General features: G+C 39.2%; 25 protein-coding genes and 1 pseudogene. 18 read left to right on the top strand and 8 right to left on the bottom strand.

Annotated features, from left to right (window positions below; genetic code table 11):
* Positions 1-152: 152 nt before the first annotated feature.
* From E2636_RS13845 to E2636_RS13840, 3 genes are read left to right on the top strand one after another with little or no spacing between them, the layout of a single operon-like run.
* Positions 153-1,040 carry an ABC transporter permease subunit gene (locus E2636_RS13845; protein ID WP_134210719.1) on the top strand — a complete coding sequence of 296 codons (888 nt, stop codon included), beginning with the start codon at positions 153-155 and terminating at the stop codon, positions 1,038-1,040.
* Positions 1,037-1,387 carry a hypothetical protein gene (locus E2636_RS19425; RefSeq protein ID WP_243840650.1) on the top strand — a complete coding sequence of 117 codons (351 nt, stop codon included), beginning with the start codon at positions 1,037-1,039 and terminating at the stop codon, positions 1,385-1,387. Before E2636_RS13845 ends, E2636_RS19425 begins: the two co-directional genes overlap by 4 nt.
* A gap of 8 nt (positions 1,388-1,395) precedes the next feature.
* Positions 1,396-2,067 carry an ABC transporter permease subunit gene (locus tag E2636_RS13840; protein ID WP_243840649.1) on the top strand — a complete coding sequence of 224 codons (672 nt, stop codon included), beginning with the start codon at positions 1,396-1,398 and terminating at the stop codon, positions 2,065-2,067.
* 579 nt (positions 2,068-2,646) lie between these two features.
* On the opposite strand, the gene pdxK is transcribed toward E2636_RS13840, so the two are convergent.
* Both pdxK and E2636_RS13830 read right to left on the bottom strand, forming a co-directional pair.
* Positions 2,647-3,474 (bottom strand): pyridoxine/pyridoxal/pyridoxamine kinase, encoded by an 828-nt coding sequence (gene pdxK / locus E2636_RS13835; RefSeq protein WP_134210718.1) that lies wholly within the window; start codon positions 3,472-3,474, stop codon positions 2,647-2,649.
* A 60-nt stretch (positions 3,475-3,534) separates the two neighbouring features.
* The gene (locus E2636_RS13830; protein ID WP_134210717.1) at positions 3,535-3,798 is read right to left on the bottom strand and encodes a hypothetical protein; all 264 of its coding nucleotides are present in this window, start codon (positions 3,796-3,798) and stop codon (positions 3,535-3,537) included.
* A 115-nt stretch (positions 3,799-3,913) separates the two neighbouring features.
* Here E2636_RS13830 and E2636_RS13825 point away from each other — a divergent pair, with 115 nt between their 5' ends.
* The 6 genes from E2636_RS13825 (at position 3,914) to E2636_RS13800 (ending at position 8,292) form a co-directional block, all read left to right on the top strand.
* On the top strand, positions 3,914-4,648 hold the full coding sequence (locus E2636_RS13825) for a DUF4230 domain-containing protein (RefSeq protein WP_134210716.1): 735 nt from the start codon (positions 3,914-3,916) through the stop codon (positions 4,646-4,648).
* A 5-nt stretch (positions 4,649-4,653) separates the two neighbouring features.
* Complete coding sequence (locus E2636_RS13820) at positions 4,654-5,328, top strand: uracil-DNA glycosylase (RefSeq protein ID WP_208324209.1); 675 nt, start codon at positions 4,654-4,656, stop codon at positions 5,326-5,328.
* A 57-nt stretch (positions 5,329-5,385) separates the two neighbouring features.
* The gene (locus E2636_RS13815) at positions 5,386-5,643 is read left to right on the top strand and encodes a YwdI family protein (RefSeq protein ID WP_134210715.1); all 258 of its coding nucleotides are present in this window, start codon (positions 5,386-5,388) and stop codon (positions 5,641-5,643) included.
* A 29-nt stretch (positions 5,644-5,672) separates the two neighbouring features.
* Positions 5,673-6,053, top strand: a complete 381-nt coding sequence (locus E2636_RS13810) for a DUF423 domain-containing protein (protein ID WP_134210714.1) — start codon at positions 5,673-5,675, stop codon at positions 6,051-6,053.
* 742 nt (positions 6,054-6,795) lie between these two features.
* Entirely contained in the window at positions 6,796-7,305 is a 510-nt protein-coding gene (locus tag E2636_RS13805) for a hypothetical protein (protein WP_134210713.1), read from the top strand.
* 84 nt (positions 7,306-7,389) lie between these two features.
* Entirely contained in the window at positions 7,390-8,292 is a 903-nt protein-coding gene (locus E2636_RS13800) for an acetamidase/formamidase family protein (RefSeq protein WP_134210712.1), read from the top strand.
* 87 nt (positions 8,293-8,379) lie between these two features.
* Here the strand turns inward: E2636_RS13800 and gerQ are convergent, their stop codons facing one another.
* From gerQ to hemQ, 3 genes are all read right to left on the bottom strand, one after another.
* Positions 8,380-8,706: a spore coat protein GerQ gene (gene gerQ, locus E2636_RS13795; RefSeq protein ID WP_134210711.1), complete on the bottom strand. Its 327-nt coding sequence runs from the start codon at positions 8,704-8,706 to the stop codon at positions 8,380-8,382.
* Between the two features lie 18 nt (positions 8,707-8,724).
* Positions 8,725-9,144, bottom strand: coding sequence for a cell wall hydrolase (locus E2636_RS13790; protein WP_134210710.1), 420 nt, complete (start codon positions 9,142-9,144; stop codon positions 8,725-8,727).
* A 139-nt stretch (positions 9,145-9,283) separates the two neighbouring features.
* Entirely contained in the window at positions 9,284-10,033 is a 750-nt protein-coding gene (gene hemQ / locus E2636_RS13785; protein WP_134210709.1) for a hydrogen peroxide-dependent heme synthase, read from the bottom strand.
* A 265-nt stretch (positions 10,034-10,298) separates the two neighbouring features.
* On the opposite strand from hemQ, the gene pta reads away from it, so the two are divergent.
* From pta to E2636_RS13770, 3 genes and pseudogenes are all read left to right on the top strand, one after another.
* Entirely contained in the window at positions 10,299-11,297 is a 999-nt protein-coding gene (pta, locus tag E2636_RS13780) for a phosphate acetyltransferase (RefSeq protein ID WP_134210708.1), read from the top strand.
* A complete protein-coding gene (locus E2636_RS13775) occupies positions 11,285-12,130 on the top strand; it encodes an octanoyl-[GcvH]:protein N-octanoyltransferase (RefSeq protein WP_134210707.1) in 846 nt (281 codons plus the stop codon). Before pta ends, E2636_RS13775 begins: the two co-directional genes overlap by 13 nt.
* Before the next feature lie 92 nt (positions 12,131-12,222).
* Positions 12,223-12,495 (top strand): annotated as a pseudogene (locus tag E2636_RS13770) (AbrB/MazE/SpoVT family DNA-binding domain-containing protein).
* A gap of 394 nt (positions 12,496-12,889) precedes the next feature.
* On the opposite strand, the gene E2636_RS13765 reads toward E2636_RS13770, so the two are convergent.
* Positions 12,890-13,522, bottom strand: a complete 633-nt coding sequence (locus tag E2636_RS13765) for an RsfA family transcriptional regulator (protein WP_134210706.1) — start codon at positions 13,520-13,522, stop codon at positions 12,890-12,892.
* A 164-nt stretch (positions 13,523-13,686) separates the two neighbouring features.
* Between E2636_RS13765 and E2636_RS13760 the strand changes: the two genes are divergently transcribed.
* From E2636_RS13760 to E2636_RS13750, 3 genes are all read left to right on the top strand, one after another.
* The gene (locus E2636_RS13760; protein ID WP_026045732.1) at positions 13,687-13,911 is read left to right on the top strand and encodes a YuzB family protein; all 225 of its coding nucleotides are present in this window, start codon (positions 13,687-13,689) and stop codon (positions 13,909-13,911) included.
* Positions 13,912-14,067: 156 nt separating this feature from the next.
* Positions 14,068-15,372 (top strand): HD domain-containing protein, encoded by a 1,305-nt coding sequence (locus E2636_RS13755; RefSeq protein WP_134210705.1) that lies wholly within the window; start codon positions 14,068-14,070, stop codon positions 15,370-15,372.
* Positions 15,373-15,390: 18 nt separating this feature from the next.
* Positions 15,391-15,897 carry a YwgA family protein gene (locus E2636_RS13750; protein ID WP_134210704.1) on the top strand — a complete coding sequence of 169 codons (507 nt, stop codon included), beginning with the start codon at positions 15,391-15,393 and terminating at the stop codon, positions 15,895-15,897.
* 89 nt (positions 15,898-15,986) lie between these two features.
* Here E2636_RS13750 and E2636_RS13745 read toward each other — a convergent pair whose 3' ends face one another.
* On the bottom strand, positions 15,987-16,172 hold the full coding sequence (locus E2636_RS13745; RefSeq protein WP_134210703.1) for a 2-hydroxymuconate tautomerase: 186 nt from the start codon (positions 16,170-16,172) through the stop codon (positions 15,987-15,989).
* Between the two features lie 67 nt (positions 16,173-16,239).
* Between E2636_RS13745 and E2636_RS13740 the strand changes: the two genes are divergently transcribed.
* Entirely contained in the window at positions 16,240-16,755 is a 516-nt protein-coding gene (locus tag E2636_RS13740; RefSeq protein ID WP_134210702.1) for a YwhD family protein, read from the top strand.
* Positions 16,756-17,447: 692 nt separating this feature from the next.
* On the opposite strand, the gene E2636_RS13735 is transcribed toward E2636_RS13740, so the two are convergent.
* Positions 17,448-19,541 carry a transglycosylase domain-containing protein gene (locus E2636_RS13735; RefSeq protein ID WP_134210701.1) on the bottom strand — a complete coding sequence of 698 codons (2,094 nt, stop codon included), beginning with the start codon at positions 19,539-19,541 and terminating at the stop codon, positions 17,448-17,450.
* A 256-nt stretch (positions 19,542-19,797) separates the two neighbouring features.
* On the opposite strand from E2636_RS13735, the gene speE reads away from it, so the two are divergent.
* Positions 19,798-20,631, top strand: a complete 834-nt coding sequence (speE, locus tag E2636_RS13730) for a spermidine synthase (RefSeq protein ID WP_134210700.1) — start codon at positions 19,798-19,800, stop codon at positions 20,629-20,631.
* A 3-nt stretch (positions 20,632-20,634) separates the two neighbouring features.
* Entirely contained in the window at positions 20,635-21,507 is an 873-nt protein-coding gene (gene speB, locus E2636_RS13725) for an agmatinase (RefSeq protein ID WP_134210699.1), read from the top strand.
* Positions 21,508-22,128: the final 621 nt, after the last annotated feature.

Here is a 22,128-nt window from a genome sequence, read left to right as displayed (position 1 = left end):
CGGATAAGAAGGACAAAAACGTCCAGCAAAATGGGATATACGGGGACTTTGTTATAGTGCAATCATAAGTAGATCATTTTTTTTTCGTCACTCGAAATGAAATATGGTATTATCGAAATATCTGAATTTTAGCACAGTAGGAGGTTTGTTCTATGAAAGGCATTTTTAAATGGGTGATTCAATTTGTTGTTGCGCTGTTTAGCATTCTCCTTATAAGTGGTGCTCCACTTTTAATTACAGGTTTCCAACAAGGTGAATTGTTATGGAAAGAATACATAGAAACGCTCCAATTTCATGTGAAGTCTCTTTGGAATTTTCGAGAGCTAAGTGTCGACTATTACATTGGACGAGGGGAAGTACGCCAAGTATCTGTATTTCCGCAACTCTTTGAAAATATTAGCTACTCTTTGCAACTTTTATTTTTAGCACTAGCAGCTGCGATTATTTTCATGTTAATTGGCACTTTTATTACGATGTTATTGAGTGAAAAATCCCGGTCACGCGTGAAACTATTTTTATATTTTTTGGAGTCATTTCCGGATATCTTAATTATTTTATTAGCCCAATTGTCCATCGTCATCATTTTTCAACAAACCGGCGTCTTGGTATCTAAAATTGCGGCAATCGGTGACGACAGGATCTACTGGCTTCCAGTATTGTGTTTAATGATTCTACCAATGATTCAACTGTATCGTTTAAGCATGCTGACGTTTGAAGCAGAAGAACGTCAAATGTATGTGGAGCTTGCAAAATCATTAGGATTTAGCAAAGCATTTATCTTATTCCTACATATCTTGCGTAACGCCATTATCAGTGTGTTTTTCCAATCTAAAAAAACAATGTGGTTCATGTTATCAAATCTCTTCATTCTCGAATTAATGTTTAACATTCCTGGCATTATGTATTACATGTTCGAAAACTTGAGCGGAATTTTGTTTTTAGTCACTGTCTTGAGCTTCTTCTTACCCGTTTTCTTATTATATAGTTTAGGAGAATGGTACTTCTTGCGCCGAATGAATAGGGGAGGTGCCACACTTTGAAATCAGTATGGAGACAACCATTATTTCTCATTGGATTTAGCATCATCGCATTCTTTTTAGGTGGGAGCTTTGTATTTGAATGGATCTTTGGCAACGTGCCAAAGCAAACATTTTTCATTGAAGAAAACGGTCGTGCCGTTGAAGGTCCACCGATTTCTCCAAGCTTGATGCATCCACTTGGAACAGATCAATTCGGTTATGATATGTTAGCGAAAATCATGCTAGGAGCAAAGTACACCATCTTCGCCGCCATGGCCGTTGCTGCTTTACGTATGCTGATTGCCATTCCTTTAGGCTTTGTGATGGTACGTATTTACAACGTCAACGCTCTTGGATTAATGCATTGATTGATCCCATGCATTACGTACCTATGACGATTTTTGCTGTCATCTTACTAACTCCTGTGTTGTGGATGCCTGAGGAAGGATTTTCTACGACGATTAACGAAAGAATCGTCATCCAAGTTGTCATTATGGCACTGATAACGGTACCAATCGTAGTAACATTAATTGGAAACGAAGCCAATCTTTTGTACCATCAAGAATATATATTAGCTTCACGGACACTCGGTGCTAGTCGCAGACGCATTATAATTCGACATTTATTTCCTCAACTACGCGAGAAAATGTTGGTGCTATACGGTCAACAAGTCGTTGAATCTCTCATTGTATTTGCCCATTTAGGATTGCTGCAATTATTCATAGGGGGAACAGATGTAGACTATGACCCCATGTTTGGAGATCCACCTAAATCGATTTCTTATGAATGGGCAGGGATTTTTGGCAACACCTTCCGCTATCTACAAGGAGCACCGTGGCTTCCATTAGGTCCAGCCATAAGCTTTGCGCTCGTCATTCTAGCCATTGCCGCTATGATTGAAGGTTACACAAGAGCGAAAAATAGCCAAGCCAAAATACCAAAACGCAAAAGAATGGCCTTCGTCTCTGAAGAAACGATTGAATGGAACCAACAACAACTTAAGACCAAGATGATTTTGTTAAAAAAGGATTCGACATCGTCTAAATAATTCGTTTATAAAGGGTTATTTGTCAAATGACGTTGGTACAGAATTTTAGTTGGCTATAATTGATTGATTTATTTATCGCGGACTGTCCAGAAAGTCAGTAAAACTGACTTTTTACGGCAGTCTTTTCTTACGATTAGTCAAGTATCCAGTTGCTTTCCGTTCCAGCGCACTTTCATGTTTCGAAGCTAGCAAAGCGATGCAGCACCTTCATGTTTCGAAGCTAGCGTAGCGATGCAGAAACAGAAACAAAAACAGATGGACGCTTTCCGCGGGCTCGGCTTCAGCCTCCTCGTCGCGAAAAACACGCTCCTGTGGGATTTTAATTCACCAACGTCATATATTGTACAACCCATAAATGCTTCCGGATGAAATCGGTAGCCTATTATATTGTTCCATAATTTTACTATTACAACTAAAGTGGCTATTTTTACAACTAAAGTGCTCAAAATTACAACTAAATGCTCAATTTTTACAACTAAACCCGCGAAAATTACAACTAAGCGACTTCTCACCCTATAAAAACCCTTAAATCGAACAAAAAAAGTCATCCGAAGTGATTTCGGATGACTTTTCGTAAGATTATATTTCAGATGTTGTGACTTCTGGTGCGCCAAAGCGATTTTTCGCTCCGTGCATCACGGGTCCAACATATTGATTTAACTTCCAGCCATTCGCAATAGCAGCTGAGACAAATTTCTTTGCTTCAATAACTGATTCTTTTACAGCTAGACCGTTCGCTAAGTTAGCTGTGATAGCAGCTGCAAATGTGCAACCAGCACCGTGATTGTAAGTAGTATCTGTTTTTTGTGATTCAAGTAGGGTGTAAGTAGACCCATCGAAGAATAAGTCGACTGCTTTGTCATGTTGCAATTGTTTGCCGCCTTTAATAACGACATTTTTTGCGCCAGCTTCATGAATTTTTGCTGCAGCACGTTTCATATCGTCAATAGTGTGTAATGTCTCAAGTCCAGAAAGTTGACCCGCTTCGAATAAGTTTGGCGTTACAACCAAAGCGCGAGGTAGCAATAATTTCACCATAGCATCTACATTTTCAGGAAATAAGGCCTCATCTTCACCTTTACAAACGAGTACAGGATCAATGACAACATTCTTAACGGCTGATTGATCAATTGCTTCGGCAGCTGTTTGAATGATCTCAACGGTCGGTAACATGCCTGTTTTGATAGCATCCACATTAGTTGAAAGGGCGGTCTTCAATTGAGCCTGCAACGTTTCAACTGAAATCGGATAGATTCCGTGGCTCCAACCATTTTCTGGATCCATTGTTACGATGACTGTTAAGGCATTCATTCCATATGTGCCGTGCTCTTGGAACGTTTTTAAATCTGCTTGTATTCCTGCTCCACCTGAAGTATCAGAACCTGCGATAGTTAACGTTTTTTTCATATTCGAATTCCTCATTTCAATAAGTATCTGAATTCCATATTACCAAAAATTGATGAAAGTTCAATTAGGAAGCTTATCCGCACGTAACAGTTGAATAGAAATAAATACTAAACCGAGTGTGAAAATCGAAGAAATTCCACCTGCAATCCAGTAACTTTGAGAGATGAGCCCGAAACTAATAAAAGCGAATAACAAAATAACAACCAACATTCCCATCGAAAAGCAACCAAACCCGAGTACCTTCGCACGTTCAGGCACTTTACTTTCTTCCTTTGTTGAAAGCTCTACTTTACGCATTTTTTCTCTCCATTGAAAATCTGACATTTGTCATCACCTCTGTAAATATCCTATCATTCGACTGAAGGTTGTACAATTTGCATATTTCCCTTATCGTAAACTTAATAGAATCATTGAACAATTGATAGAGAAGGGGAGAACGATGTTAAAAGATCAGAGAATAAGAGAAATTGAAAAATTACTTGAAGAATTAAAAGCACAAGAAGAAGTAGCTGTAACTGTAGAAAGTGTTCAACCACGTTCATCTGGATTTAGCCAAGTTGTCTCTTTTATGCGTAGCAAATTCTTATGGTTCCTCACCGCAGTTATAGCACTCCTATTAATCGTTCCTCTTTCAGCTTTTTGGATAATTAATGGCAGCACCTTTACAGAGAATAAAGGGGCTTTCTTAGAACAAATTCAATCATTAAATGAATTGGCAACTGCGCAAGCTTACACAAAAGTCATGATTGAACGTCAAGATAATGCGATTTTAGGAAAAGAAATTGGTCTGAATTTACCTGGAACAAAGCGTAATTTATTGGTAGTCATTCCTGGGTCCGTAAAAGCGGGAATTGATTTTTCAACGCTAACTGAGAATGATATTGTGCTCGATGAAGAAGCGAAAACAGCTAAGCTTACATTGCCCAAAGCACAATTTTTAGGGGGACCAGAAATTTTCTTTGAACAAGTCAAAGTGTATTCATATGAAGGGTTGTTCCGAGGTGAAGCTAACTTGTCAGAAGCTTATGAATTAGCTGAAGAAGCGAAAATACTGATGATGGAAGAAACTACGGGGCAAGGGGTACTAGAACTAGCTGAAGAAAATGCGGCGCGCTCCGTTTCTGATATGTTTGCATTAGTAGAATATGATGTAACCGTTGAATTTAAGGAGTGAAAGTTGTGGGAAAAAAGATGGTTGATCATGATTGGCAACAAGTACTCAAGACAGAATTCGACAAACCCTATTATACCCAGTTACATGAATTTTTAGAACAACAATACGCAAACGAAACCGTGTATCCTCCTAAGGATGATTTATGGAGCGCTTTTGAGAAAACCTCATTTAAAAACGTCAAAGTAGTGATCCTGGGACAAGATCCATACCACGGTCCAGGTCAAGCACACGGCATGAGTTTTTCGGTTAAAGCAGGAATTAAGCATCCACCGAGTTTGCGAAACATGTTAAAAGAACTGAACGATGATCTCGGATGCGAACTCCCAGAAGAAGGCATGTTGACCAAATGGGCACAACAAGGCGTCTTCCTATTAAATACAGTTCTTACCGTTCGGGCTGGTGCTGCACATTCACATAAAGGACAAGGATGGGAACTATTTACAGATGAAGTGATACGAAAGCTTTCCCAGCGCCAAACACCAGTAGTCTTCGTTTTGTGGGGGAAACCGGCGCAATTGAAAAGAAGGTTGATCGACACTTCTCGTCATGCCATCGTCGAATCTGTTCATCCTAGTCCACTCAGTGCATACCGAGGATTCCTCGGGAGTAAACCCTATTCCAAAATTAATGAGCAACTGACACAATGGGGGATACAACCCATAGACTTTTGTTTGAAGTAGATTTCATGGTAAAGTGAAGGCTGACATGGAGAATTTGGAAAAGGAGGGTGACTCAACATGATACCACTAAGTCGAGTTGTCACCGAAATAGAAAAGTACGTAACTGTAGCAAAGGGAAAAGGCGACGATCAAAGTATTCGTGAATCCCTACTCGCTATTCGAGCACTATGCGATGTGGTATTAAGCGAACAGCCTGACATAAATCCGCACTTACCTATGCAAATTGCACAACCAACTTCTGCTGCGCAATCTATTACAGTAGGAGAGCGTATAAAAGAAGAAGACGCAAACGGCGATTCGTTGTTTGATTTTTAACTATTATAAATGAAAGAAGGAATAAAGAGATGCCATTTTTTATAATTGCAGGTGCAATTAACGCATTTATAGCCGTTGCTTTTGGAGCATTCGGTGCACATGCGCTGAAAGAAAAATTATCGGAAAAATATTTAGCTATTTGGGAAACTGCAGTCCAATACCAAATGTATCATGCAATTGGATTAATTGTGATTGGAATTTTAATGAGCACAAACATCATCGGCAATGTATCACAACTTAGCTGGGCAGGTTACTTAATGTTAACTGGCATCGTGATTTTCTCCGGCTCACTTTATGTACTAAGCTTAAGTGGAATTGGTATATTAGGAGCCATTACACCAATCGGAGGAGTAGCCTTCCTTACAGCGTGGCTACTCGTTATCGTGGCTGCAGTAAAACATATGAATTAACTTCGCGTCCTCTTAATGAGGGCGTTTTTTTATGAAGCAAAGCAATTCTGCGTCAGGTGTGGGTCCGTTGCTCTCCTACAAGTTGATTTTGGGTTAACTGGAGAATGCACTCTAGCTGCCTGGAAAAACAATCGGCCGAAGATACAATTTCGGTCGATTTCTGCTCGTTTTAAAGTACCTTCAATCCCATTATTATAGAACTGGATAGCAGGGTTTTCAGGAGCGCAGCGAAAACAAAACTATCTAATCTCCTTCTGAAAAACAGAGTGGAAATGCCTAAATAGGAGCAACTTCGCTGTTGTTTCATCAAGTTAACTAGGCTTTGAAACGTGTTTGAGCGATAAATTTTGTCGGGAGATAGTTCTCAGTTGTAATTATTGGCTGTCACGTTGTAATTCTTGGAGTTGACGTTGTAAAAATAAAGCTTCACGTTGTAAAAATTGCGATCCACGTTGTAATTGTGAATTTATGTTAATCATTAGCCGGTAATAATGTTAACACTTAGCGGTATTTTGAACTAAATTTCTATTAAATAAGGTATTAATTGGTTTGGTGTGACACTCTCACAGAGTTGATTAAAGTTGAAGCAGTGTGTTTGCCGTTCATAACGAACTAAGCAGATACCATATGGCAACCATTTTGAGGTTATGCTGCAGTAGTCCTGTTATTGAAAATGACCCAGAAACATGAAACTATCTACCTAATAATTCGTCTAAATAATTAGAGGATAGGGGGAGTTACTGTGAAAAAAATCAGTCTATTAATTGGGATACTCTTGCTGCTAAGTGCTTGTGGTAGTGGGATGAAAGAACCTACGTTTGAAGAACTGAAGGATCATGCCTATATTGTAGAAAGTACCACTGAAGAGGGTGTTTTTGTTAACTATACTTCCTTTAAATACATAGAAAATGTCAAACTGCGAACGAATCAAGGTGAACGCATAAAACCAACAAATATTAAAAAGGGTAGTTTAATTTGGTATGAAGATACTGGGGAAATTATGGAGTCTTATCCAATGCAAGGGACGATTAAACAACTAACTTTGTATGACGATGAACTCAGTAGAAGACTTGAAAAAGGAATTGCGTATTTTCTGAATGACTATGATATGAGCGATTTTATTGGTGTACAATTGGTTTCGTTAGAAGGTGAAGAGTTAATCATTCAATTCAAAGATTTTTCTAAACCAGATGAAGTTTATTTTGCTACAATCAATGTAGAAGCACTAAAATATGAAGTGATTCCACAATAAATGAAACAGTAAGTTTAAAGGAACATTATGAACTAGCAGCGAAAAAGTTAAGTGATGACAAAAAGTAAACTTCTGGGAGGGCTAATGGTGGAGAATATTACGCGTGAGTCTGGAATTATTTATGAATTTAACGAGATGAATGAACCGATTGCAACTGTAAAATCAGGGACCACGTTACGCATTGAAACATACGATTGCTTTAAAAATCAAATTGTCTCTGAAGGTATGGAGCTTGTTGATCTAGATTGGAATCAAATCAATCCTGCAACGGGACCGATTTATGTAGAAGAAGCATGTCCAGGTGACGTTTTGAAAGTATCTATTCATGCCATTGAAATCGAGTCACAAGGTGTTATGCTAGTTGGTCCAGATTTAGGCGTTATGGGTAAATTTATTAAACAAATGACCGCGAAAATTTTACCAATTGAAAACGATAAAATTCTATTTAATGATTTACAATTACCCCTTAATAAAATGATTGGAGTTATTGGAGTCGCACCTAGTGGAAAAGGCATTAACTGCGGGACACCTGGACCGCACGGTGGCAATATGGACAATAAAATGGTGACACAAGGAGCAACCATGTATTTTCCCGTAGCTGTTGAAGGTGCTTTGTTTGGGCTAGGAGATTTCCATGCAGCGATGGGGGACGGAGAAGTTAGTATTTCTGGTGTCGAAGTAGCTGGAGCGGCAACAGTAACACTTGAAGTGATAAAGGGGGTTACTGTAGAGCAACCCATGCTCGAAAATGAACAAAGCTTTACTCAAATTGCGTCCGCTTTGACATTGGATGAAGCATCAAAGATAGCTACACAGCTAATGATTCATCGACTTGTTGAACAAACTCACATGACCGTTAGTGAGATGACGATGCTCATGAGTGCAGTAGGTCAATTAGAAATTTGCCAAGTTGTCGATCCTTTAGTTACTGTAAGATTTGTCGTGCCAAAATGGCTTCTCACACAATTAGCAATAACTTTAATTTAATGATTTACAGCTAAATGCCCTTCCATAACATACATTGGAAGGGCATTTGTTGTTGAGTAAAATTGGATAACTGGAAAAATAGGCTACCTAAAAATATAGAACTTCCTCATCAAACGTTACATAATCTAAGTAAATCATTAGAAGTAAGTAGCGTTTTCCTGTTTTTGGATCGCTTACAATGACATGATCACGGCCTGCTGCTTCAATAACTCCTGTAACAACTTTTGCATTCCATTCCCGGTTATTTGCAAACGTTAAGTAAAATGTTGCAACCTTTCCTTTATTGAGTCTTAAAATATTTTCTATATACGATTCTTCTTGTGTTGGCGGTTGCTGAGGTCGAGTACCAGCAGGGATTGCCGGAGGTGTCATTTGTTGTTGTTGGTAAGCTGGATTCCAATAATATTGTACCAATTTATCATCCTTTCAAATTTAAAGTCGGGGACAATCTACGGCAGTTGGAGAGTAAAAACAATGTGCTTTGAAACGACCTACATTCCATTGGTTATACCACTGGTTTGGGCAAGCTCCTGTTGGTTCGAAAAACCATAGAGAATGCTCGGCGGGATGAAAACGCTCGCCTGCTATTAGACGTCGAGCAAGTGCTATATCTTGTGGTCGAGCACGCTGATAAAAATATGGTTTTGTGGTAGCTTCAAAACCACCAGGACTCTGGAACACCATTTGCTGAACAGTGCGAATATCTCTAAAATCGAGACAATCGTTTCGGACACGGTTGACGCCAACATTCCCAGCCAACAGCATACCGAGAGTTCCATCTCCTTCAGCTTCTGCTCTCATTAAACGAGCCAACGTTTCCACATCTTTTTCAGTTGCGCGGATAACTGCCACAGCACAACCTCCTCAAAAAAATATATGAAAGGTCCAACACATATAGACCTGTTAACTTATTACGTGAGGGATTATCCATCTATCGAGTGCGTTTTACCATAAAAAAAAGACTACGCATTTAATGCGTAGCCCCGTAAACTTATATCTTTAAAAATTCAGTTGTTTTCTCAGCATCCGCTAGAGTACCTACGAAGAATGAACCGAACTCTGCAAAACGAGCACTCACTTCATCAAAACGCATTTCATAAATTAATTTTTTGAATTGAAGTACATCATCAGCGAATAAGGTAACGCCCCATTCATAATCGTCAAATCCAATTGAACCACTGATAATTTGCTTAACTTTTCCTGCGTACCCACGGCCTATCATGCCATGGCTGCGCATCATTGATTTACGGTCTTCCATTGATAACATATACCAGTTATCATTGCCGTCACGACGCTTGTCCATTGGGTAGAAACAAACATACTGTGAACGTGGAAGCTCAGGGTATAAGCGACTGCGAACATGTGGATTTTGATAAGGATCTTCATTCGATTCGCCGGCTAAGTAGTTTGAAAGCTCAACTACCGAAACATACGAATACGTTGGAACGGTGTATTCAGCAATCGTTAATTTATTGAACTTCGCTTCGAGTTGTTGCAATTCATCCATTGTTTCACGCAGTGTCATCAACATGAAATCTGCTTTTTGACCAACGATTGTGTAGAAAGCATGGCTTCCTGTTTTTGCTTCATGTGCAACATTTAATTCTTCTAAAAACCCTAAAAATTCATTTACTGCTACTGTTCGATCTTCACTTGATAGTTGTTTCCAAGATGCCCAGTCCATCGAGCGGAATTCGTGTAAAGCGTACCAGCCATCTAAAGTTTCTGCTGCTGTATTCATGTATAGGACACTCCTTCATGATTAATAAATAGTCAAAATCAGTGTAGCACAAACCCTTAAAGAAACCCACAATGTCATCATTCTGACATGTCGAACTAAGTCGAATTCGTGTATGATTAAATGAAAAGTGAAAAGCACCACTTTAGGTCGACGCTGGAAGGACCGAATCGAAAGTCTGCTTTCGCATGAGGTTAGAAGGCTAAAAATCTATGACGAGACCGATACTAAAATAAAATGCTTATCTATCAGGGGAGGACAGAAAAACTTGACTAACTTTTTTGACAACATCAAACAAACTATTACTGGTAAACATATAAAAATCGTATTACCTGAAGGAACCGACGAACGTGTGCTTCAAGCTGCTGTCAAATTGCAAAGAGAAGGAATTGTTACACCTGTTTTAATAGGGTCTCGTGACCTTGTGAAAGTAGCAGCGAAGCAAGCGGGGGTAGAACTAACTGAAATAGAAGTGGTAGATCCCGTGCAATTTGAAAAGTTAGATGAAATGATTGAACAATTCGTAGATCGACGCAATGGCAAAGCAACACCAGTGCAAGCACGCATTCAACTAAAAGACCTCAACACATTTGGAACCATGCTTGTCTATATGGGGTATGTACAAGGGCTAGTAAGTGGTGCAGCTCATACAACCGCTGAAACCGTGCGACCAGCTTTGCGAATCATTAAAACAAAACCAGATGTTTCCAAAACCAGTGGTGCTTTTATTATGGTACGTGGGGAAGAAAGATACGTCTTTGCTGATTGTGCCATTAATATTGCTCCGACGAGTGAGGACCTGGCTGAAATAGCTGTGGAAAGTGCGAAAACAGCGAAAGCATTCGGCATTGAACCAAAAGTAGCGATGCTATCTTTTTCCACAAAAGGTTCAGCTGTGTCTCCTGAAACAAGAAAAATAGAAACTGCGACGAAGCTAGCAAAATTAAAAGCGCCTCAATTTATTATTGATGGAGAGTTTCAATTTGATGCTGCGTTCGTACCTGCTGTTGCCAAGAAAAAGGCGCCAGGTTCAGTCATACAAGGTGATGCAAATGTGTTTGTTTTTCCTTCGCTTGAAGCAGGGAATATTGGCTATAAATTAGCGGAGAGACTCGGTGGGTTTGAAGCAATTGGTCCTATTTTACAAGGATTAAACATGCCAGTTAATGACTTATCCCGTGGCTGTTCAGCAGACGATGTGTATAAACTAGTATTAATTACTGCTGCACAAAGCGTTATCGCAGGAGAAGAAAGATGTCTAGTATAAAAGATATATTTATAAATAAAGAATGGCGATTTTGGGACCAATCTATGAGTGGTAGAACAAAATCCGCTCTCGAATCATTCGCAGCGGACGACATGCTTTGTGAACTGGTGGGAAAAGAAGGTTCACTTCCGACTATTCGTACATGGGTTCACGAAAAAACTGTGGTCCTAGGCATTCAAGATCATCGACTCCCGCATATCGAAGCAGGTCGTGATGTATTAAAATCACACGGATTTCAATCAATCGTTCGAAACTCGGGTGGACTTGCAGTCGTTTTAGACAGCGGAGTCTTAAATATCTCTCTTGTTGTATCAGAACATAATAATGCGATTGATATAAGTGAAGGGTATGATATCATGGTGGATTTTGTGAGACACTTATTTCCGCAAATGGAAGGTCGAATAGAAGCACATGAAATTATTGGATCCTACTGTCCGGGATCTTATGACTTGAGCGTAAACGGAAAGAAATTTGCAGGTATCTCACAGAGACGATTACGTCATGGAATTGCGATACAAGTATACTTATGTATAGAAGGTAGCGGGGCAGAGCGCGCAGCATATATTCGTGATTTTTATGAAGCAGGGCTGCAAGGGGAACAAACGAAATTCGTTTATCCAGTCATTGTGCCCGAAGTGATGGCTTCTGTAAGTGAAATATTGGGACAAACAATAACGGTGTATGACACTGTTATTCATGCTCAACGCTTAATGAATCATATGATGCAAAATGTACATATGCAGTCACTACAACCAGACGAAACTGATTTATATATGTATTATTTAACCCGCGTTGTCGATCGTAACAAAAAAATGCTTAATAAATTCGAATAAACTAACTTATAAGAAAATCACCAGAGCATGTGTAGTAAGTTCACGTCTTGAAAACGAAGCTTACGGAACTTCGTGAACGGAGAGGGGATACAATGAAAAAGAATCAAAGAGAAGAGGAAGTACGCTCTATGACGACAACCGTTCAAAAATAGGGTAATAGTTTAGCGATTCGTATTCCTGCAGGAGTTGCCGAACAATTTGATATCCAACAAGGTTCTGAAATGGACATGAATGTTGGACTTCAAGGAATTACGATAGTTCCGAAGAAGAGCAAACCAACATTAGAAGAATTATTATCAAAATACACACCAGAAAATCGCCATGAAGAAATTAATTTTGGGGTCGTAGGGAAGGAATTATATTAATATGAGAACCAAAAACAGGGTGAAGAATAATCTCACGTATCCACTCCTTAAATTCCTTCCACTAGCGTTCCAGTCAGACATTTACCGTGGGCAATTCTAGTGGTGCTGCCCTTCTGAAAAACAAAAAAGACCATCAATTTGACGATCTTTCCTTAAAGAAAAAGTGTTGTAATTCATTAGCCAGTACATTCTGTTAGATTTTGAACAGATAAAGGAACCCCGCCTTTTTTAGATGAAAGAAACAATATTTACAAGTGATTGAAATGGAAGGCGGGAAAAACACCTGCTCCTGTATCGCTACGCTAGCTTCGAAACATGAAAGTGCGCTGCAATGGAAATCACTTCTACTAGTCCATAAGCAAAGAAATTATAAATTAACTTTTTCAGTGTCTTCTCAATTGATTGGTGGTTCTTTTACAACTAAATTTCCGTTTTTCTCCATTTGGAATACAGGAGAAATATTTTCAGCATCATCATTTAGCGTCACTAAACGACGAGCCCGATTCATGATATGAACGAACTGTTCATAATCTTCTCGAATCGTTGTGTTTTCAATTTCTAGTCTAGCCAAATCGCGTTCAAGTTGCTTAATTTTTTCTTGAGAGTGAGTTAGCAATGCACGCCAGCGATGTGATTCTTCTTCGCCCCCGCCATTTTGTTGCATACGTAATAAATAAGCTATGACCACATCAAGTGATAGAGAAGAAAGTGGGATTTGAACCCGTTCTTGTGATTGTTCTTCGCTGCCTACGAGAAACAGAGATTGTCCTCTGCGACGATATTCTTTACCAAGCACACGCAATTTTTGTTTGCGATCTTTCTTTGCTTCTCTTAAATCTTTCTCGTATTCTCTTCTTACAACCGCGTTCCAACGAAATCCGCAAGCTGCGGCAGTTCTACTTAAAGAGTCTCCCGCTTCTTCAAATGCATTTAGCTGTGTACTGCCTTCGCGCACGTGTCGTAGCACGGTTTGTGCTAGCAATTCATCATTTTCATCTAACCATGCATCTTGTCTTATTTTAACCATAAATTTCCCTCCTGATTTGTTAATAGTTTTGGTGTTCTATTTTAAGTTTGTACAAGATTCACAGGTTTTATTCATTGAATAATATGATGTGCTTGAATCAAAGAGGAAATATACGGTACAATAATCTATAGAATATGATTGAAAATAGAAAGGGTTGTAGACAAATGGCAAACGCATTTAGAGTTTGTGATGATTGTCAGGCCGTAAATTTAAAAACATTAATTCCTAAGTTAAAAGAAATCGATCCAAACGCATCGATTGATATTGCGTGTCATTCATACTGCGGACCAGGGCGTAAAAAAACATTCGTGTTTGTAAACAACCGGCCCGTTGCTGCGCTTACTGAAGACGAATTAATGAATAAAGTACGGGCTAAGCTAAAAGGATAATCTCTCAGAAAAGACCGCTTCAATATAGATATTCATACTTTCGCCGCCTTTCCTAAAGGGGGGTTTTTTCTTTAAACGAATTAAAAAGTTTTGAAGGACTTATATATTTTTATGGTTTGAGTAGTGTTCTCCGCTCTAATGAAATGAGGTGTTAATGTGACTTATGCAACACAAAAGTTGGCTGAGGAAAAAGTTTTCAAGGATCCAGTACACCGCTACATACATGTTCGGGATCAAGTCATTTGGGATTTGATCGGAGCACGTGAATTTCAGCGATTACGTAGAATTAAACAACTCGGTACGACTTATCTCGTTTTCCACGGTGCCGAACACAGCCGTTTCAGCCACTCGCTAGGTGTTTACGAAATCGTAAGGCGCATAATTGATGATATTTTTAAAGGGCGCCCGGAATGGGATGAATCTGAAAGACTGGTCGTTCTTTGTGCAGCTCTCCTTCATGATCTTGGTCACGGACCGTTTTCCCATGCTTTTGAAAATGTTTTTAATCTTGACCACGAGAAATTAACCCAAGACATTTTGCTAGGAGATACAGAAGTAAACGCAATTTTACAACGTATTTCACCCGAATTTCCGCAATATGTGTCGGATGTAATAGCAAAAACCTATGGGAATAAACTAGCAGTTAGCTTAATTTCTAGTCAGATCGATGCCGATCGCATGGATTACTTACAGCGGGATGCGTATTACACGGGGGTAAGTTACGGTCATTTTGATATGGAGCGTATTTTGCGTGTGATGCGTCCGCGTGAAGATCAAGTCGTTATTAAACAAAGTGGTATGCATGCTGTTGAAGACTACATCATGAGTCGCTACCAAATGTACTGGCAAGTGTATTTTCATCCGGTATCACGAAGTGCGGAAGTGATTTTGACCAAAGCACTTCACCGTGCAAAAGAGCTAAGTTCAAGTGGCTACAAATTCGCTTATGAACCGCGTCACTTTAAACCGTTTTTTGATCAAGCATTTTCACTAGCCGATTACATCGCATTGGATGAAGGCATTGTCATGACATATTTCCAAGAGTGGGTGCACGAAGAAGACGGAATTCTGGCTGATTTATGCGATCGTTTTATTAATCGCCGCTTATTTCAGTACATTGAATTTGACCCAGCGAAGGATTATCGAAAACTAGCGGAACTCGAGCATCTGTTTAAAAAAGCTGGAATTAATCCTGCCTATTATTTAGTATTCGATTCGTCATCAGATTTACCCTATGATTTTTATCGAGCGGGAGAAGAAGGCGAACGTGTACCCATCCATTTGCTAATGCCGAGTGACGAATTACGTGAACTTTCAAGGTCGTCTGACATTGTCGAAGCCATTTCAGGTAAACGTAGAACGGACCATAAATTGTATTTCCCAGAAGATTTATTAAGACAAGATACAAAGAAAAAAGCGGTGAAGAAGCAAATTTTACAGTTATTACTCGGAGAATCTTGAATTTGGAGGTGTGAAGATTTGTTAGAAGGGCACGCAAAAATCGTGCAGTTTATTACGCTTGCTGGTGAAGTAACAGGACGTAAAAAGCTGCAAAAAATGGTGTACATTGCAAAGAAAATGAATTTTCCTTTTCAAGAAAAATACCAATTTCACATGTATGGGCCTTATTCAGAAGAGCTAACTCTGCGTGTTGAGGAATTGTGTAACATGGCTTTCTTATCTGAAAAGATGGAGGATAAGGGGTCTTACGTGCAATACACATATGCATGTACCGAAGAAGGACGGCAATTTTTATCAACAATGGAGAATACGAATATGAAGCTAGATCAATGCATCGAACGTTTGAATGAAAAAAGTTCACGATTTCTCGAGATGGTTTCAACGTTATTATACTTTGATCATATAGAGCGACTGGCACAAGTAGAGAAGTTACATGTCATCAAAGGTAAACTGAAATTTTCTGAGAAGGAAGTTGAGGAAGCATTTGCTTTTATTGATGAGCTACAAACAGCGGGAGTAAATTAAAAAAGGACGGCTCGCTTAGGAATGAGCCGTCCTGCTTTAATCTTTTACCCTAGTTGGGTCATGCAGCCTCGCAATTAAGTCTTCGAACCTTAGTTGTCGCTAAATAATTTTCCAGCTACTGCGTAGTGGTTTTTTGGCATATCTTCAATGAATACAACTACGTTTTCAATAGGGGCATTTGTTGTTTCAACAACAGCAGCTGTTACTTTTTCTACAAGCGCACGTTTTTGTTCGTCTGTACGACCTTCGAGCATTTTTACAGTTACATATGGCAATTGAGTTCCTCCTCTTTCACAAAATTTTGTATATTGGTTATAATAACAGAATGGAGGCTGATAACGTATGGCAAATGAAGAAAAACCAAAACAAAAACTTGGATTTACCATAATAAAAAATGATCCAACAGATGGTCACGGCGGTTTCGGAATAGGTTCTTTAACACTTGAACATGTGTCGCCTGTCATCATTGACGTCGAGGAAAAAATAGCGAAGATTGAAATAGGTGCTATGCATGCACGAAGTGATACCGAACGAGGAATCAAATTCACAAAGAATCGTGTAGACTCTGAAGGTGGAAAATTATTTTGGCTCGTATGGGTAACCATTGATTACAAAGCGAGTGGACCTTACTACGCAGGTGTTACAGGGTGTGAAATGGTCATTAACCGTGAAAAACGCCGTGGCTTCAAAAATCTAGCAGACCATGTAAATAGAATGGACAAATCGATGAAACGCCAAATTATCGTCGATCATATGGACGATGCGTCAAAAGAAATATTGCGCGATTTTTTACAAGCACACAACTCAGAAATGTGGGTACGTAGTGATGAAAAATTGCATAGTGAATTAAATTCCTGAAATTTACAAACAGTTGTACAAAATGTGACATTTTACTCCATGTACTATCTATGGTTGAATCTGTCGAAAAAAGCAAGTAAACTATTAAATATAGCTTACAAAAGGTGAGCTAGGACAATTGGAACGCGTCTGTACATGAGCGCCATGCGACATTTGTGTCAAACCCAAGCCAAATGCCTCATGTTTCTCATGTCAGCGCCAACCAAGAAAAAAGCTTTCTGTTCCAACGGACATATCCGTGGAAGAGAAAGCTTTTTTATGTTCTTTGTCAAGTATCCCGTTGCTTTCCGTTCCAACGCACTTTCATGTTTCGAAGCTAGCGTAGCGATGCAGAAACAGAAACAGAAACAGAAACAGAAACAGAAACAGATGGACGCGTTCCGCGGGCACGGCTAACCGCACGCCCCACGGAACGCGTCCGCTCGAAACGGAAATCAGCGTGTATCAGGCTTTTATCATAGATATTTATAAAAAAATGACATTAGTGAAATTCCATCCAAGAGGATTTATTTCACCAACGTCATATATTGTACAACCATTTTTTATGTGAAATGAAGTGATAATATTTTTCGAGCAATACCTTCGCACTAGGAGTTGTTATGTCTAGCTTCAAGCGCCAAATATGTCTTGTTCTTCAGGGAAGCATACCGGAAGGCTAATATGGTATTACTCTCAAAATAAAAGGAAACCACTTAATTTCTAAAGAATGAAAATGGGAAGAGTGACCACGGATCATCGCCTTCCATTTCTATCATTTCATTTTCTTCCACGTCTTCCACCAATTGTTTCTGTAACTTGGGATCAGTACATAAACGTCTTGGTACATCAGATTTTTTTACGTACACCAAGCGTTGTTTCGTACATTCTGCTACGGCCAAACCACCATTTTCTATATCTACGACTACCCCATACACACCTTTTGTAGGTAAGAATGGTTTAGCCGCTTGTCCTTGATGAACTCTTTCCATAAAATCAATCCAAATATTTTTTGTCGCTTGTTTGTCTACAGCTAATTGTAATTGCTTGCCATCGTCATAACCATTCCACACGCCAGCTGTTAATGTTGGCGTGTAACCAATCAACACTTGGTCGGAAATAGTGGTTCCAGATTTTGCTGCATACGGTCTAGTTTGTTTTCCGCGAATGGACAATCCGGTTGCAGGCGCATAATCATTAAAAGTAGGATCAAACATGCCTGTCATTAAGTGGGTTAAAATAAATGCATCATCCGCAGACATCACGGGGTCATCGTCTTCTCGTTCATTAGGACTTACCTCAAAAACCACATCCCCATTACTATCCTTGATGGATAAAACTGTCTGTAGTTGTCGATCTAATCCACCACTTGCAATTTTGTTAAAAGCACTGGTCAAGTCTTCTAAAGTTACTTCAGACGTCCCAAGTGCCATGGATGGTGTTTCTTGAACGGAAGCTTTTACACCTAATCGCTTTAAAATTGAGCTAAATGGTTTGTAACCGATTTTTTCAAGTGTTTTGACGGCGTAAATATTGTCTGAAATCGCCAATGCTTGTGCTAATGATATAGGGTGATTTGCGAACTCCCCGTTAAAATTATTAGGTGTGTATTCTGAACGGCCATTGTCATATGTGAAAATGGTTTGCTCACTTTCTAGAAAAGTCAATGGTGAGAAACCTTTTTCAAGTGCTGCTGCATACAATAAGGGCTTGATAGTTGACCCGGGTTGACGTTTCGCTTGGGTGACACGATTGAAAGGACTTTCTGAGTAGGAACGACCACCAATTAAAGCGGTCACGTAGCCCGTTTTTGGTTCCATACTAATAAAACCTACTTCAAGGTCGTTATTCGGCATCCAATCAGCAACAACTTCTTCAGCCACTTTTTGATGTTGAGTGTTCAATGTCGTTTCAATGGTCCAGCCACCTTCAGCGATCATACGACCTTTTGATTTCAAAATACGCTCTGCTTCATTCCAAGCTTCATTCAGAAAGTAAGGAGCTACACTTTTCGTTGCTTTCCATTCTTCGTTTTTAAAGACAATATTCTCATCACGTGCACGAACGATAGCTTCACTAGTCGCCATGCCTTCAGATTCCATCAATCCGAGAACGATATTTTGTCTTCTGTATGCATTGTCTTCATTAATTAAAGGTGAATAATAACTAGGTCCTTTTGGAATTGAAATAAGTAACGCAGATTCAGCAAGGGTTAACTCTTTGCTTGGTTTTCCATAATAGTAACGACTTGCCGCTTCGATACCGTACATGCCATGACCAAAATACACGGTATTTAAATAGCCTTCTAACAATTCATCTTTTTCATAAAAAATTTCCATACGATAAGCATACAAAGCTTCTTTTGCTTTACGCGTCCAAGTTTTGTCGTGAGATAAATATAAATTACGTGCGTACTGTTGGGTAATAGTACTAGCACCTTCTACTTTTTTCATTGCTTTTACATCTTTTAATAAAGCTGCAGCAATTCGTTTGTAATCAAATCCGTTATGTTTGTAAAATTGTTGATCTTCCACTGCTAGAATGGCCTTGCTTATAAAAGGAGACATTTCATCTAAATTCACCCAATAACGGCGTTGTTCAGCAAAACGGTCTCCAATTGAATGACCGTTGCTATCTAAAAACTCTGTGGCTTTAGCTACCGCTAGAGAAGGTGGGCCAAGAATTTGCGCATAAATACGTAATGAAATGAGAATAGTACCCATGGCACTTATTGAAACAATGAGAAGCCAGATAGCGATTCGAAGTTTTAGTCGCTTTCGTTTTTGAAGTTGGTAATCAGCTCGTCCCATTTTGACATCTCCGTTTCGTCCATACTTTACAGTAGTATGGTAAATTCATGACGGGATTAAACGCACCGATTTAAGAAACCAACAAATATGATGAATATTTAAATCAAAAACAATGCTTTTATGAAAGAAAAAGTGCAATTGTCATGACAAAACAGTTGCACTTTTGCTAAAAACGTCTATACTTTCTCTGTATTTGTTTTTCGGCTACATGCCAAGAACGGATACAATAACCTCGTAAATAAAGGAGATTAAAAACATGGCTGGATTTTGGTTTACAGAAAAACAAACCGAGAATTTTAGCATTAAGATAAAGGTGAACCGCACCTTACATACGGAGCAAACGGATTTTCAATTGCTTGAAATGGCGGAAACTGCTGAATGGGGCAATATGTTATTTTTAGACGGTATGGTAATGACTTCTGAAAAAGATGAATTTGTTTATCATGAAATGGTTGCGCACGTCCCATTATTCACTCATCCAAATCCTAAAAACGTATTAGTTGTAGGCGGTGGAGATGGTGGAGTAATTCGCGAAATCATGAAACACCCACAAGTGATGAAAGCAACACTTGTCGATATTGATGGAAAAGTAATTGAGTACTCTAAAAAATATTTACCAACAATCGCATCTGAATTAGAAAACCCACGTGTAGATGTACAAGTAGGCGACGGCTTTATGCATATTGCTAAAGCTGAAAATGAATACGATGTCATCATGGTGGATTCAACTGAACCTGTAGGACCTGCCGTGAACTTGTTCTCAAAAGGTTTCTATGCAGGCATTTCAAAAGCGTTAAAAGAAGATGGGATCTTTGTTGCACAGTCGGACAACCCTTGGTTTACACCAGATTTAATCAAGCAAGTTCAAAGTGATGTAAAAGAAATTTTCCCTATCACTCGTCTGTATACGGCGAACATTCCTACTTATCCAAGTGGTCTGTGGTGCTTCACATTAGGTTCGAAAAAATACGATCCACTTGAAGTGGAAGATGCACGTTTCCATGAAATCGACACGAAGTACTATACGAAAGAATTGCATAAAGCAGCTTTCGTGTTACCGAAGTTCGTGAAAGATTTAACGGGGGAATAGCAGATGAGATTTGATGATGCTTATTCAGGTAAAGTCTTTATTAAAAGCCATCCCAATTACGATGAATCACAAGCTGTTATTTATGGTATGCCTATGGACTGGACGGTCAGCTATCGTCCAGGTTCTCGATTTGGACCTCAACGTATTCGCGAAGCATCTATTGGCTTAGAAGAATACAGTCCATATTTAGATCGTGACCTTGACGACGTAAAATACTTTGATGCAGGAGATATTCCGTTACCATTTGGCAATCCCCAAAAAAGTATCGACGAAATCGAAGCTTACGTAACGAAATTATTGGCTGATGGAAAAATTCCAGTTGGTATGGGTGGCGAACATTTAGTATCGTGGCCAGTAATGAAAGCTGTAGCCGAAAAACATCCGAATTTAGCTATTATTCACATGGATGCGCATACTGATTTACGTGAGTCGTATGAAGGGGAAGCACTTTCTCACTCCACGCCAATTCGAAAAATAGCCGAACATATCGGACCGAAAAATGTCTATTCATTCGGCATTCGTTCAGGTATGAAAGAAGAGTTCGTGTGGGCAAAAGAAAACGGCATGCACCTATCAAAATTTGAAGTGCTTGAGCCGCTAAAAGAAATTTTGCCAACACTTGCAGGGCGTCCTGTTTACGTGACGATTGATATCGATGTGCTCGACCCAGCTCATGCACCAGGAACCGGAACGGTAGACTGCGGTGGTATTACAACTCGTGAATTATTAGCTTCAATCCACGCGATTGCAGGCTCAGACATAAACGTAGTTGGTTTCGATTTAGTCGAAGTGGCGCCAGTTTACGACCCCTCTGAACAAACAGTCAACACAGCAAGTAAACTAATTCGTGAAATGCTTCTAGGTTGGGTTAAATAGTAAGACGTCTCGTGAATGTCCGATAAAAATAAAACAGACTAGCGAAGTGACTTTGTCACTTCGCTAGTCTGTTTTTTTCGTAGGCTCTCAGAAAGCTTCGTTTATATAGTTCGTTATGATGCTTAAAGAAAATTATATTATGAACGCGCAAAAATGAGATGTACTATTCAAACCTGTTTCAGTAACCTCAATACCTTTGAAACAGGTTATTTATTGGGAATAATAGGGTGAACGGGAATAAAACGTGTTTGAACGGGATTAAATCAATTTGAACGGGAATAAACTGCGTTCGAACGAGATTAATCCAAGCATGAACGGGAATAAACTTAAAGTGAATGGGAATAAACCCATGAATTGAAAATAAAATTTCACTTTTCTAACGTTAATTACGATTTTTCCGACGTCACCTTCCATAATTAACTCGAGATAGATAATAATGACTAGGGCTTTAGCTTTTTTGACCATGCTAGGCACTTTAAAGTGTTGCAAAATTCTTCCCGTATCATTTTTTGAATAGTAAGTGTCCATTCTCTAGTTAAAGAGAGGTCCGTAACGCCCCTAAAATGTAAAATAGACTTGTTAATCATAAAAAAAGCGTGATGCTTTCTCTTGAGAGAGAAG

The organism is Paenisporosarcina antarctica, assembly GCF_004367585.1.
Lineage (GTDB): Bacteria > Bacillota > Bacilli > Bacillales_A > Planococcaceae > Paenisporosarcina > Paenisporosarcina antarctica.
Note: the sequence above shows the minus strand (reverse complement) of the source record. Positions and strands in the feature narration are given on the sequence as shown.

What these genes read in the sequence shown, in the direction of transcription:
- E2636_RS13815 (WP_134210715.1), top strand. Translation starts at nt 5,386, where the DNA reads ATGATACCACTAAGTCGAGTTGTCACCGAAATAGAAAAGTACGTAACT.
- E2636_RS13765 (WP_134210706.1), bottom strand. Translation starts at nt 13,522, where the DNA reads ATGGTTAAAATAAGACAAGATGCATGGTTAGATGAAAATGATGAATTG.
- E2636_RS13760 (WP_026045732.1), top strand. Translation starts at nt 13,687, where the DNA reads ATGGCAAACGCATTTAGAGTTTGTGATGATTGTCAGGCCGTAAATTTA.
- E2636_RS13825 (WP_134210716.1), top strand. Translation starts at nt 3,914, where the DNA reads ATGTTAAAAGATCAGAGAATAAGAGAAATTGAAAAATTACTTGAAGAA.
- E2636_RS13845 (WP_134210719.1), top strand. Translation starts at nt 153, where the DNA reads ATGAAAGGCATTTTTAAATGGGTGATTCAATTTGTTGTTGCGCTGTTT.
- E2636_RS13830 (WP_134210717.1), bottom strand. Translation starts at nt 3,798, where the DNA reads ATGTCAGATTTTCAATGGAGAGAAAAAATGCGTAAAGTAGAGCTTTCA.
- pdxK (WP_134210718.1), bottom strand. Translation starts at nt 3,474, where the DNA reads ATGAAAAAAACGTTAACTATCGCAGGTTCTGATACTTCAGGTGGAGCA.
- E2636_RS13800 (WP_134210712.1), top strand. Translation starts at nt 7,390, where the DNA reads ATGGTGGAGAATATTACGCGTGAGTCTGGAATTATTTATGAATTTAAC.
- speE (WP_134210700.1), top strand. Translation starts at nt 19,798, where the DNA reads ATGGCTGGATTTTGGTTTACAGAAAAACAAACCGAGAATTTTAGCATT.
- E2636_RS13740 (WP_134210702.1), top strand. Translation starts at nt 16,240, where the DNA reads ATGGCAAATGAAGAAAAACCAAAACAAAAACTTGGATTTACCATAATA.
- E2636_RS13810 (WP_134210714.1), top strand. Translation starts at nt 5,673, where the DNA reads ATGCCATTTTTTATAATTGCAGGTGCAATTAACGCATTTATAGCCGTT.
- E2636_RS13735 (WP_134210701.1), bottom strand. Translation starts at nt 19,541, where the DNA reads ATGGGACGAGCTGATTACCAACTTCAAAAACGAAAGCGACTAAAACTT.
- E2636_RS13840 (WP_243840649.1), top strand. Translation starts at nt 1,396, where the DNA reads ATGCATTACGTACCTATGACGATTTTTGCTGTCATCTTACTAACTCCT.
- hemQ (WP_134210709.1), bottom strand. Translation starts at nt 10,033, where the DNA reads ATGAATACAGCAGCAGAAACTTTAGATGGCTGGTACGCTTTACACGAA.
- speB (WP_134210699.1), top strand. Translation starts at nt 20,635, where the DNA reads ATGAGATTTGATGATGCTTATTCAGGTAAAGTCTTTATTAAAAGCCAT.
- E2636_RS13775 (WP_134210707.1), top strand. Translation starts at nt 11,285, where the DNA reads ATGTCTAGTATAAAAGATATATTTATAAATAAAGAATGGCGATTTTGG.